Below are 12,366 nucleotides of genomic sequence, written 5' to 3' on the forward strand. Positions count from 1 at the left end.
GAAATCCTTGACCCAAGTCTAGCCAAGGGGGAAGAAGTAATTACTCAAGTTGGTCGTAAAGGACGTCGTGAGCTGATTTTTGTTAATGGTCAAGAGCATTCGACAAAGGTCATCTTACCAGCAGTGGCAGAAGAAAAGCGTATTGGACAGATGACTTTTGCGGTACCATTAGTTTCTCCACAGGCTNTAGACTTACCAACGGCAGATATCCGTTATGAAGAGATTGATTATGATACCCGTGAAATCCTTGACCCAAGTCTATCCAAGGGGGAAGAAGTAATTACTCAAGTTGGTCGTAAAGGACGTCGTGAGCTGATTTTTGTTAATGGTCAAGAGCATTCGATAAAGGTCATCTTACCAGCAGTGACAGAAGAAAAGCGTATTGGACAGATGGAAAGAGAAATTTTCTTGTTATTAAATAACAAAAATAAAGCTGTTCAAAGAGAATTACCAAAGACTGGTGATGATAATTCCAATTCATTTAAGATGACAGGATTTTTATTAATAACGCTTTTATCATTATTTTGGATTAAAAAAAAGCAATACAGAAAGATTAGTAATTAAAAAGTTATAAAAAATCTCAAGAATTATTCTTGAGATTTTTTATTAACATAGTATAAAGAAGTTAATTTTAACTTGCTTTTAGTGATATAATATAGTATTATATTGAGGTAGCCGCTATAGTTAAATGGTATAATAGAGCAATGGTAATGCTCCGTTCCGAGTTCGATTCTCGGTGGTGGCAAAAATAAAACAGTCAGATTTTCTGACTGTTTTTCGTTTAAGAGATAAGGTGTTATCTTGATAATTATATATAAATAATTTAGAATGTGAAGAGGTAAAAGTGATGACATATGAACAAGAATTTTTGAAGGCATTTGAGGAATGGTTAAATACTCAAATCACAATTAATGATAAGGCAAAAAAGGAAAGTGAAAAAATTTTTGAGGATTTTAAGGATGAACAGGCTAAAGAAGCTATCATTCGCTATGAAAGTCGCTTAGATGCCTATCAGTTTTTACAAAGTAAATTTTCCAATTATCATCAAAAAAAAGATTTTCACGATTTACCAGATCATTTTTCTTTTAAAAGACATTATTAAAATAGATAAAGTCTTGCTATTTTTTTTACTGTTTGTTAAAATAAGGACATCAGAGGTGCTTTGCTATCATCTGTTACAGAGAGCGGTCTTGCTGAGAAATCCGCACAGAAAAACCAGAGCTAGTTGCTGAGTGATAAATGAAATAACTAAAAGTAGCGAGCTATGCTCGAATATGGGTGGTACCGCGGATAACTATTCGTCCCTATCGTTAAGATAGGGTCTTTTTATTTATTAAAGTAAAAAGAAACAACACATGGTTCATGTGCTGTTTCAAGGAGATTTATGAAAAAGAAAAGTTTTAGGATAATTAAAGTATAATCATCCTAGCTTAAAAAAACCTTAAACACTAAAAAATAAAGGAGAGTTGAGAGTGAAAGAATTATCATCAAAATATCAACCCAATGAGGTTGAATCAGGACGTTATCAGAAATGGCTAGAAAAATCAGTGTTTAAGCCTTCTGGAAAGAAAGAAAACAAACCATATTCTATTGTTATTCCACCGCCAAATGTTACTGGTAAACTTCATTTAGGGCATGCTTGGGATACAACTTTACAAGATATTATTATTCGGCAAAAACGCATGCAAGGCTATGATGCTTTATGGTTACCAGGAATGGACCATGCTGGGATTGCTACCCAAGCAAAAGTGGAGGCACGTTTAGCAGAAGATGGCGTCTCACGTTATGATTTAGGGCGTGAAAAATTCTTGGACAAGGTCTGGGAATGGAAGGATGAGTATGCTACTACCATCAAAGAACAATGGGGTAAACTTGGTCTATCTTTAGACTATTCTAGAGAACGTTTCACTTTAGATGATGGTCTTTCAGAAGCTGTTAGAAAAGTTTTTGTCACCCTTTATCAAAAAGGATGGATTTACCGTGGCGAATTTATCATTAACTGGGATCCAAAAGCACGTACAGCTTTATCTGATATTGAGGTTATCCATAAGGATGTTGAAGGTGCTTTTTACCACATGAATTATATGTTGGAAGATGGCTCTCGTTCGTTAGAAGTAGCCACTACTCGTCCTGAAACCATGTTTGGTGATGTGGCTGTTGCCGTTAATCCAGAAGATGAGCGTTATAAGGACTTGATTGGAAAAAATGTTATTTTGCCAATCGTGAATAAAAAAATTCCAATTGTTGCTGATGAACATGCTGATCCAGAATTTGGAACAGGTGTTGTTAAGATTACACCAGCACATGACCCAAATGACTTCCTCGTTGGTCAGCGTCACAATCTTCCTCAAGTCAATGTCATGAACGATGATGGTACCATGAATGAACTTGCTGGTGAATTTGTTGGTATGGATCGTTTTGAAGCGAGAAAAGCAGTTGTTGAAAAATTAAAAGAATTAGGAAATCTGGTTGCTGTTGAACAACGTGTTCATAGTGTTGGTCATTCTGAAAGAACTGGTGTCATGGTTGAGCCACGCTTATCAACTCAGTGGTTCGTTAAAATGGATGAATTGGCAAAACAAGCTATTCAAAATCAAACAACAGATAATAAAATTGATTTCTATCCTCCAAGATTCAATGATACCTTCCTGCAATGGATGGAAAATGTTCACGACTGGGTTATTTCACGCCAGCTATGGTGGGGTCATCAAATTCCCGCTTGGTATAATGAAGCTGGAGAGATTTATGTTGGTGAGGAGGCACCAAAAGAAGAAGGTTGGGTTCAAGATGAGGATGTTCTTGATACCTGGTTTAGTTCGGCTCTATGGCCTTTTTCAACTATGGGATGGCCAAATGAAGAAAACGATGATTTTAAACGTTATTTCCCTACCTCGACACTTGTAACAGGCTATGATATCATTTTCTTCTGGGTCTCTCGAATGATTTTCCAAAGTTTAGAATTTACTAAAGAAGCACCATTTAAAAATGTGTTAATTCATGGTTTGATTAGAGATGAACAAGGACGAAAAATGTCCAAATCTCTAGGTAATGGGATTGACCCAATGGATGTTATTAATAAGTATGGTGCGGATGCTTTACGCTGGTTCTTATCAAATGGGTCTGCACCAGGCCAAGATGTTCGCTTTAGCTATGAGAAAATGGATGCCTCATGGAACTTTATTAATAAAATTTGGAATATTTCGCGTTACATCTTAATGAATAATGAAAACTTAACCCTAGAAGAAGCCAAAAGAACTGTTGAAAAAGTGGCTCAAGAAGAAGTTGGTAATGTGACTGATCGTTGGATACTTCATAATCTCAATGAAACAATAGGCAAAGTCACTGAAAACTTTGATAAATTTGAGTTTGGTGTTGCAGGGCACATCCTTTACAACTTTATCTGGGATGAGTTTGCAGACTGGTATGTTGAGCTAACAAAAGAAGTACTTTATAGTGATAATGAAGCAGAAAAAACAGTGACACGTTCAGTTTTACTCTATACGCTAGATCAGATTTTACGACTCCTTCACCCAATCATGCCATTTGTTACAGAGGCTCTCTTTGAGCAAATTTCAACAAACTCTATTGTGACAGCAGACTACCCAATCGCTGATGAAATCTTTGAAAACGAGTCTGCCCACAAGAGTGTTGAAAGTCTTAAAGACCTCATTCGCTCAGTCCGTAATGCTCGTAGTGAAGTTAATGTGGCACCAAGTAAACCAATTACGATTCTGATTAAAACAACAGATGCTAATCTAGAGCAATTCTTTAATTCTAATCAAAACTATATCAATCGTTTTACTAATCCAGAGTATTTAGAAATTGGTACAAATATTGAAACTCCTGAACTGGCTATGTCTAGTGTGATTAGTGGCGCCGAGATTTTCTTACCATTAGCTGATTTATTAAACGTTAATGAGGAATTAGAACGCTTAGGTAGAGAATTGGCAAAATGGCAAAAAGAACTCGAAATAGTTGGTAAAAAATTATCCAATGAAAAATTTGTGGCTAATGCCAAACCTGAAGTTGTTAAAAAAGAATACCAAAAACAAGTTGACTATCAACAAAAATACAATGCCACTCAAGCTCGTATTGTAGAAATGAAAAAATTACAATAGATATTAAGCCATTATGGTAGAAAGCCAATATAAAATCAAAAGAATAAAAACAATTGTTTTTATTCTTTTGATTTTATCAGAAATTCTTATAATGTTTTACAGATAAATTTTAACTAAAATCACTCACATTTAAGTAGGGTTAGAATAACTAATCAGCATTTAATTAATTGATTTTAAATTCATAAAAAACTAGCAACATAGTGTTGCTAGTTTTTAGAGGTTAATTAATTTGGTTTCCAAAGAAGAAAGGAGGCGCAAATTCGCTAAGCTTTTCAAAGCAACGTTCTGCTCCTTCAGCATCTTCACAAATAATCAAACAGGTATCATCTCCACAGACTGTTCCCACCATCTCAGGAATTTGCATAGCATCAAGTATTGAACCAAATGATTGGGCAAGCCCAGGCAAACTTTTAAGAATAACTTGGTGTTGAACAGGTCGTAACATGACAAGTGCATCTTCCATATAAAAGCGAAGACGGTGTTCCCAGCGTCCAGGAGCTATACTGTGGACAGTATAGTAAGAATCCTCATCTGATATTTTTACCAAGTGTAAATCTTTCATGTCTCGAGATAAGGTAGCTTGTGTGACAGAGATACCTTTATTTTTGAGTTCTTGTTGTAATTGATGTTGTGTATTTATTTTATTTTCGGAAATAAGAGATAAAATAAGTTGGTGCCGTATTTCTTTTTTATTCATAATAATATCCTTTCTAAATAATTGAAAATGTTTACAAGTCCTACTAAGTTAATTATAACATTAAACTCTAATTAATGACAATAGTATGAGTTTATAAATTTAAAATTATAATAGTTTCCAAAGACGAATACATTTTGTTATGCTATAATAATAAGAAGAATGAAAATAGATAACAAAAAATGAAAAGGAGTCAGAAATGGTTGGAAAAGAACTCTATCAACATTTGAGGAAATTAGATGATTTTAAATATCTATCCATTTCTCAATTCGATCAACTTATAACAACAATGGCCTACCATAAGGTTCCTAAGGATCAAATTTTATTTTTTGATGGAGATCCTTTGGAAAAAATGTATATTCTGTTAAAAGGGCATGTCAAATTAGAACAAAGTGACTCATCAGGGTCATTTATCTATATTGATTATGTCAACACAGATACTATATTTCCTTATGGTGGTATTTTTTTAGATAAAACTTATCATTTTTCAGCTGTTGCTATAACATCTATTGAATATATTTGCTTTCCAAGAGAAGTTTATGAATCGTTTTCACTAAGTAATAAATATCAGATGAAGATGTTGTGTCAGAAGTTATCAAAATTAATACATCTTCAAGAATTTAGAATTAGGAATATGATTACCTCTAGTGCCAAAGACAGGGTGATACAAACCTTAGCCTTTTTACTGGTAGATAAATGCTCAGAAAAAATGGACTTACCTTTTTCAATCACAACCATAGATATTGCAAATATGAGTGGAACAACAAGAGAAACAGTTAGCCATGTCCTAAAGACACTAAAGGAAAAAAACATTATCCATTTTAAGCATAAAAAATTGTCTTACTTGAATCGGGATTATTTTTTAAAGTATATTAAATAAGAAATTATAAAATTTTTATTTTTTTATAAAGAATAAATATTATTTTTTTTGATAAAAACGGTAATTATTCTAGTAAAGAGTTTCTAATTTTGATAAACTTCCATTAAGTCGTGAAATACGTGAAAATCTTCACTGTTATATCGTTAAAAATACCACGTTTTTAATATTGAAAACGATTACAATAATAGTGTTGATAAATTAAGAACGATGTTCTTATTGTAGTTTTATTCGTTGTAAAAAAAGAAAGGAGTCTATCAATGACTGAACAAGGACCAATTCATGTGTATTCAGAAATTGGAAAATTAAAAACAGTTCTTCTTCATAGACCAGGTCAAGAATTAGAAAATCTTGTTCCTGATTATCTTGAGAGATTATTGTTTGATGATATTCCATTTTTAGAACAAGCACAAAAAGAACACGATGCTTTTGCACAGGTTTTAAGAGACTGTGGAGTTGAGGTATTGTATTTAGAGAAATTAGCGGCTGAGTCGTTAACAAGTCAAGAAATCAAAGAAGCATTTATTGACGAATACATTTCAGAAGCTAATATTAGAGGAAAACAAACCAAAAAAGGTATTCGTAGGCTATTGCTTGATATCACTGATAATCAAGAATTAATCAATAAAACAATGGCTGGTATTCAAAAAGTAGAATTGCCAGAAATCACTGATAAAGGTTTGGCTGACTTAGTTGAATCTGACTATCCATTTGCTATTGATCCGATGCCAAATCTCTATTTCACTAGAGATCCATTTGCAACAATTGGTAATAGCGTTTCTTTAAATCGTATGTATGCTGATACAAGAAATCGTGAAACGTTATATGCTAAATATATTTTCAAATATCATCCACGTTTTAAAGATGCTGATATTCCTTTTGTCTATAATCGTGAGGAAACCACTCGAATTGAAGGTGGAGATGAGTTAGTTCTTTCAAAAGATGTTTTAGCAGTTGGTATTTCTCAGAGAACTGATGCTGAGTCTATTGAAAAACTAATGACTAATATCTTTGCTGCTAATTTAGGATTTAAGAAAATTTTAGCTTTTGAAATCTCAAATAACCGTAAATTTATGCATCTAGATACTGTTTTTACTATGGTTGACTATGATAAATTTACTATTCATCCTGAAATTGAGGGAGGCTTACGCGTCTTTTCAGTAGTTCCTGAGGGAGATGGCGTTCGTATTACTGAGGAAAAAGATACTTTAGAACATATTCTCGCAAAAAATCTTGGTTTAGAAAAAGTTAGTCTTATCCGTTGTGGTGGCTCAAACATAGTTGCAGCAGCACGCGAGCAATGGAATGATGGATCAAATACTTTGACAATTGCACCAGGTGAAGTAATTGTTTATGATCGTAATGTAGTCACTAACAAAAAACTTGAAGAAGCTGGATTAAAATTACATAAAATTCAAGGAAGTGAATTGGTTAGAGGTCGTGGTGGACCACGTTGTATGTCAATGCCAATTATTCGTGAAGATATTTAATAAAAAAGGAGTAACTAATGACATCAGTATTTAAAGGAAGAAGTTTTTTAGCGGAAATTGATTTCACTCGCGAAGAATTAGAGTATCTTATTGATTTCTCGGCACATTTGAAAGATTTGAAAAAACGTAATGTTTGGCATCGTTACTTAGAAGGCAAAAACATTGCTCTCTTGTTTGAAAAAACATCAACAAGAACACGTGCTGCTTTTACAACTGCGGCTATTGATTTAGGTGCTCATCCAGAATATCTTGGTAAAAATGATATTCAATTAGGTAAGAAAGAATCTGTTGAAGATACTGCTCTTGTTCTTGGTAGTATGTTTGATGGTATCGAATTTCGTGGTTTTAGTCAAAAAGTTGTTGAAGATTTAGCTAAATTCTCAGGAGTACCGGTTTGGAATGGTTTAACTGATAAATGGCATCCAACACAAATGTTGGCAGACTATCTTACTGTTAAAGAGAATTTTGGAAAGCTAGAAGGATTAACTTTAGTTTATTGTGGTGATGGTCGTAATAATGTGGCAAATAGTTTATTAGTCACTGGTGCAATTTTAGGTGTTAATGTGACTATTGCTGCTCCTGAATCTCTTTTCCCAGAACCAGAATTAGTTGAAATGGCTGAAAAATATGCCAAAGAATCAGGTGCAACTGTTAAAGTTACTGCTGATGTTAAGGCAGCTGTGAAAGATGCAGATGTACTTTATACAGATGTATGGGTATCAATGGGTGAGGAAGATAAGTTTGCAGAGCGTATTGCTTTATTACAACCTTACCAAATTAATGAAGAGTTATTAGAACTTGTTGATAATAAAGACTTCATTATCTTACATTGTTTACCAGCATTCCATGACACAGAAACAGAATATGGTAAACAAATTAAAAAAGAATTTGGCATTGATAGTATGGAAATTACAGATGGTGCCTTTAGAAGTAAACATGGTCGTCAATTTGATCAAGCAGAAAATCGTATGCATACTATTAAAGCCGTTATGGCAGTTACTTTAGGAGACCTCTTTATTCCAAAAGTATAACCCACAGATCAAACTGTTCTGGTTTTGATTTTTGAAATCAGAACCAGAACAGTTTTTCTTTAGATAGGAGAAATTTATGACTGAAAAAGTAAAAAAAGCATTTAAAATGCCTTCATCCTATACGGTACTTATCCTTATTATTTCCTTAATGGCTATATTGACATGGATTATTCCAGCAGGTCAGTACCAAGTTAGTGAAGAAACCGGAAACTTAATAGCAGGAACATATGAAACTGTTGACCAAAATCCTCAAGGATTTTATGCAGTTGTAATGGCTCCGGTTGTTGGGATGATTGGTAATAGCATAACAAGCGGGGCTATTGAAGTCTCATTCTTTATCATCATGGTTGGTGCCTTTTTGGGTGTTGTCACAGAAACTGGTGCACTTGATGTGGGTATTGCTTCTTTAGTAAAAAACTTTAAAGGCAAAGAAAAAATGCTCATTCCTGTGTTGATGATTCTCTTTGCTCTTGGTGGCTCAACCTACGGGATGGGTGAAGAAACGATGGCCTTTTACCCTTTACTAATTCCTGTGATGTTAGCCGTAGGATTTGATACTATAACTGCTGTTTCTATTATCTTGATTGGCTCTCAAGTAGGATGTTTAGCCTCTACTGTTAATCCATTTGCTACAGGTGTGGCCTCAGACGCTGCGGGAATCAGTATTGCGGATGGTGCCATTTGGCGTGTAGTATTCTTTGTAGTTATTCTTGGAGTTTCAATTTTCTATGTTTATAACTATGCAAGTAAGATAGAAAAAGATCCTACCAAATCTTTGGTTTATGCTCAAAGAGAAGAAAACTTAAAACATTTTAAACCTGTTGATGTTCAATCAGACTTAACTAAGAGTCAGAAGAAGACATTGTGGATCTTTATCACTACCTTTATTATCATGATTATTAGTTTAATTCCATGGTCTGGATTTGGTTTTCATGTCTTTGAAGCCATTAATGACTTCTTAACGGGTCTTCCGGTCTTTGGTCAATTCTTTGGAAACTCTCTTCCACTTGGAGATTGGTATTTCCAAGAAATTACTATGCTCTTTATTTTCATGGGAGTATTAGTTGGCATTGTTTCTAAAATGGGTGAAGACAGATTCTTCAAAGCTTTTCTTAATGGTGCTGCAGATTTATTAGGTGTTGCTTTAATTGTTGCTGTGGCACGTGGTATTCAAGTAGTAATGAATGATGGCCAAATCACAGCTACGATTTTACACTGGGGAGAAGAAGGCCTTAAAGGGTTGTCTTCTCAAGTCTTTATCGTTTTGACTTATATTTTCTACCTACCAATGTCATTCTTGATTCCATCAACATCAGGTCTTGCTGGTGCAACTATGGGTATCCTTGGGCCATTGGGAGAATTTGCAAAAGTACCAACCCACTTAATCATCACAGCTTTCCAAGCAGCATCTGGCGTCTTAAACCTTATCGCACCAACCTCTGGTATTGTGATGGGAGGTCTTGCTTTAGGTCGAGTGGACATTACTACTTGGTGGAAATATGTCGGCAAACTCATTGCGGCAATTGTTGTGCTAAGTATTCTTATCTTAGTGGTTGCAACATTCTTCTAATTTAGAAACGGTTTAATAATATGAAAGATTTTATTACTGAGTCACATAGACAACAATGCGTTGACACTCTTAAACAATTAATTGCGATTCCTTCTGTGTTAAATGAAGGTGAAGATGGGACACCTTTTGGCAAAGATATTCAAAAAGCTTTAGAAACAACACTTGACATCGCTAAAGATTTAGGATTTCAAACTTATATTGATCCAAAAGGTTATTATGGTTATGCAGAAATTGGAAAAGGAGAAACTCTAGTAGCCATTCTTTGTCACCTTGATGTTGTTCCAGCTGGAGATTTAAGTAAATGGGAGACTGATCCTTTTGAAGCTGTAATTAAAGATAATCAATTGTTTGGACGTGGCTCCCAAGATGATAAGGGACCAACAGTAGCAGCTATGTATGCAGTAAAATCACTAGTTGATGCTGGAATAGTATTTAATAAACGAATTCGTTTCATTTATGGTACTGATGAGGAGACATTGTGGCGTTGTATGGCTCGCTATAATGAGATTGAAGAAGTTGCTGATATGGGATTTGCACCCGATTCAAGTTTTCCACTTACCTATGCTGAAAAAGGGTTGTTGCAAGTTAAGATCACTGGTAAAGGTAGTACAGATTTTTCATTAGAGCTTGGTGATGCCTTTAATGTAGTTCCAGGAAAAGCTAGTTATAGTGGTGAAAATCAAAAAGACTTGATTGAAAACTTAACACGTTTAGGCTATGCTTATGAAACAACAGATAAGAGTGTTGTTGTTTTAGGAGAAGCCAAGCACTCAAAAGATGCAGCAGAAGGTGTCAATGCTATTATTCGATTGATTGAAGGATTATCTCCAATTCATTCACATCCTACGATTGATTTTTTACTAACCCATGTGGGACATGATGGAACTGGAGGTCAATTATTTGGTGTTGTTGAAGATGAACCTTCTGGACGTCTATCATTTAACGTTGCTGGTTTAACCATTGATGCAAATCATTCAGAGATACGAATTGACATGAGAATACCTGTCTTAGCAGATAAAGAAAAGCTAGTGAGACAACTCTCAGAAACGGTAGCTCAATACGGTTTGGTTTATGAAGAATTTGACTACGTTGGTCCTTTATATGTGCCACTAGATAGTGAATTAATTAAAACTCTACTTTCAGTGTATCGAGAAATGACAGGAGATATGTCTCCAGCCATGACATCTGGTGGTGCTACCTTTGCTAGAACTATGAAAAACTGTGTCGCTTTTGGTGCAGCTTTTCCGCATACTTTGTTAACTGAACATCAAGAAAATGAAAGAATTCCACTAGATGATCTTTATCAAGCGATGGCTATTTATGCTGAAACGATTTATCGATTATTAACTTTATAATGGAGGAAAAAAATATGGGGAGAAAAATAGTTGTTGCTCTGGGAGGAAATGCTATTCTTTCGACAGATGCTTCTGCAAAAGCACAACAAGAAGCTCTTATCCAAACATCAAAATCATTAGTTAAATTTATTGAAAATGGTGATGATTTAATTATTACTCATGGTAATGGACCACAAGTTGGAAATTTATTACTGCAACAAGCTGCGGCTGATTCTGAAAAAAATCCTGCTATGCCACTAGATACTTGTGTTGCGATGACAGAAGGTAGTATCGGTTTTTGGTTAGATAATGCACTTGTCAATGAATTGCAAGAAAAAGGCATCGAAAAAGAAGTGGCAACAATTGTCACTCAGGTTATTGTTTCAAAAGAAGATCCTGCTTTTAAAAATCCAACTAAACCAATTGGGCCATTCTTAACAGAAGAAGAAGCTAAAAAACAAGAAACTGAAACTAAAGCTTGTTTTAAAGAAGATGCTGGACGTGGTTGGCGTAAGGTGGTGCCATCACCAAAACCAGTGGGAATTAAAGAAGCTAATATCATTAAGTCTTTAGTTGACTCAGGTGTTGTTGTTATTAGTGCTGGAGGCGGAGGAATTCCAGTTGTAGAAGATACTGACACCCATAAACTTACAGGTGTTGAGGCTGTCATTGATAAAGACTTTGCCAGTCAAACACTTTCTGAATTGGTTGAGGCTGACTTATTTGTTATCTTAACTGGTGTTGATAATGTTTATGTTAACTACAATAAACCAGATCAAAGAAAATTAGAAACAGTAACGGTTTCAGAAATGAAACAATATATTTCTGAAAATCAGTTTGCTCCAGGAAGTATGCTACCTAAAGTTGAAGCAGCCATTGCTTTTGTAGAAAACTATCCTGAAGGTAAAGCTATCATTACTTCTCTTGAAAACATTGAAAATGTTTTAACAGGTGATGGTGGTACACAAGTTGTTAAAGATTGAAAAGTTTTAACTACCATTAAAAGTTCTTCTTTTTAAAGAAGAACTTTTTTGTTATATAAAATGATGACATTTCTTTTTATAAGATAAAAAATAAATTTATGCCCCGTTGTAAAATGAGGTGCAACAAAAAAGACATGTTCATCTGATATACTAAAGTTGCGAACAAAGTATAAAGGAAAGATGAACATGTCCACTCACTATTCTACCACAAAACAGTCCTATCGCCACCTTTCAGAAGCTGAACGAGGGAAAATTGAAGCCTATCTCTC

The 12,366-nt window shown here is 34.5% G+C and carries 10 protein-coding genes and 1 tRNA gene; 10 read left to right on the forward strand and 1 reads right to left on the reverse strand.

The features are described from left to right. The first annotated feature begins 3 nt into the window (after nt 1-3). From A3I1_RS07820 to A3I1_RS0103115, 4 genes are all read left to right on the forward strand, one after another. Nucleotides 4-564: a G5 domain-containing protein gene (locus A3I1_RS07820; RefSeq protein ID WP_473965398.1), complete on the forward strand. Its 561-nt coding sequence runs from the start codon at nt 4-6 to the stop codon at nt 562-564. Between the two features lie 110 nt (nt 565-674). Then, nucleotides 675-745 (forward strand) — tRNA-Thr (locus A3I1_RS0103105). 102 nt (nt 746-847) lie between these two features. Then, nucleotides 848-1,102: a DUF1912 family protein gene (locus A3I1_RS0103110; protein WP_018369861.1), complete on the forward strand. Its 255-nt coding sequence runs from the start codon at nt 848-850 to the stop codon at nt 1,100-1,102. A 370-nt stretch (nt 1,103-1,472) separates the two neighbouring features. After that, a complete protein-coding gene (locus A3I1_RS0103115) occupies nt 1,473-4,118 on the forward strand; it encodes a valine--tRNA ligase (RefSeq protein ID WP_018369862.1) in 2,646 nt (881 codons plus the stop codon). A gap of 220 nt (nt 4,119-4,338) precedes the next feature. Here A3I1_RS0103115 and A3I1_RS0103120 read toward each other — a convergent pair whose 3' ends face one another. Next, nucleotides 4,339-4,815: an arginine repressor gene (locus A3I1_RS0103120; RefSeq protein ID WP_018369863.1), complete on the reverse strand. Its 477-nt coding sequence runs from the start codon at nt 4,813-4,815 to the stop codon at nt 4,339-4,341. 196 nt (nt 4,816-5,011) lie between these two features. On the opposite strand from A3I1_RS0103120, the gene A3I1_RS0103125 reads away from it, so the two are divergent. From A3I1_RS0103125 to arcC, 6 genes are all read left to right on the forward strand, one after another. Beyond that, complete coding sequence (locus A3I1_RS0103125) at nt 5,012-5,692, forward strand: Crp/Fnr family transcriptional regulator (RefSeq protein WP_018369864.1); 681 nt, start codon at nt 5,012-5,014, stop codon at nt 5,690-5,692. A gap of 257 nt (nt 5,693-5,949) precedes the next feature. Then, nucleotides 5,950-7,179, forward strand: a complete 1,230-nt coding sequence (arcA, locus tag A3I1_RS0103130; RefSeq protein WP_018369865.1) for an arginine deiminase — start codon at nt 5,950-5,952, stop codon at nt 7,177-7,179. A 17-nt stretch (nt 7,180-7,196) separates the two neighbouring features. Then, nucleotides 7,197-8,210 carry an ornithine carbamoyltransferase gene (argF, locus tag A3I1_RS0103135; protein ID WP_018369866.1) on the forward strand — a complete coding sequence of 338 codons (1,014 nt, stop codon included), beginning with the start codon at nt 7,197-7,199 and terminating at the stop codon, nt 8,208-8,210. Between the two features lie 76 nt (nt 8,211-8,286). Continuing rightward, complete coding sequence (locus tag A3I1_RS0103140; protein WP_018369867.1) at nt 8,287-9,780, forward strand: YfcC family protein; 1,494 nt, start codon at nt 8,287-8,289, stop codon at nt 9,778-9,780. A gap of 20 nt (nt 9,781-9,800) precedes the next feature. After that, a complete protein-coding gene (locus A3I1_RS0103145; protein ID WP_018369868.1) occupies nt 9,801-11,135 on the forward strand; it encodes a M20 family metallopeptidase in 1,335 nt (444 codons plus the stop codon). 14 nt (nt 11,136-11,149) lie between these two features. Continuing rightward, a complete protein-coding gene (arcC, locus tag A3I1_RS0103150) occupies nt 11,150-12,097 on the forward strand; it encodes a carbamate kinase (RefSeq protein ID WP_018369869.1) in 948 nt (315 codons plus the stop codon). Nucleotides 12,098-12,366: the final 269 nt, after the last annotated feature.

It is taken from the genome of Streptococcus marimammalium DSM 18627 (assembly GCF_000380045.1).
Classification (GTDB): domain Bacteria; phylum Bacillota; class Bacilli; order Lactobacillales; family Streptococcaceae; genus Streptococcus; species Streptococcus marimammalium.

What these genes read in the sequence shown, in the direction of transcription:
- A3I1_RS0103110 (WP_018369861.1), top strand. Translation starts at nt 848, where the DNA reads ATGACATATGAACAAGAATTTTTGAAGGCATTTGAGGAATGGTTAAAT.
- A3I1_RS0103120 (WP_018369863.1), bottom strand. Translation starts at nt 4,815, where the DNA reads ATGAATAAAAAAGAAATACGGCACCAACTTATTTTATCTCTTATTTCC.
- A3I1_RS0103125 (WP_018369864.1), top strand. Translation starts at nt 5,012, where the DNA reads ATGGTTGGAAAAGAACTCTATCAACATTTGAGGAAATTAGATGATTTT.
- arcA (WP_018369865.1), top strand. Translation starts at nt 5,950, where the DNA reads ATGACTGAACAAGGACCAATTCATGTGTATTCAGAAATTGGAAAATTA.
- argF (WP_018369866.1), top strand. Translation starts at nt 7,197, where the DNA reads ATGACATCAGTATTTAAAGGAAGAAGTTTTTTAGCGGAAATTGATTTC.
- A3I1_RS0103140 (WP_018369867.1), top strand. Translation starts at nt 8,287, where the DNA reads ATGACTGAAAAAGTAAAAAAAGCATTTAAAATGCCTTCATCCTATACG.
- A3I1_RS0103145 (WP_018369868.1), top strand. Translation starts at nt 9,801, where the DNA reads ATGAAAGATTTTATTACTGAGTCACATAGACAACAATGCGTTGACACT.
- arcC (WP_018369869.1), top strand. Translation starts at nt 11,150, where the DNA reads ATGGGGAGAAAAATAGTTGTTGCTCTGGGAGGAAATGCTATTCTTTCG.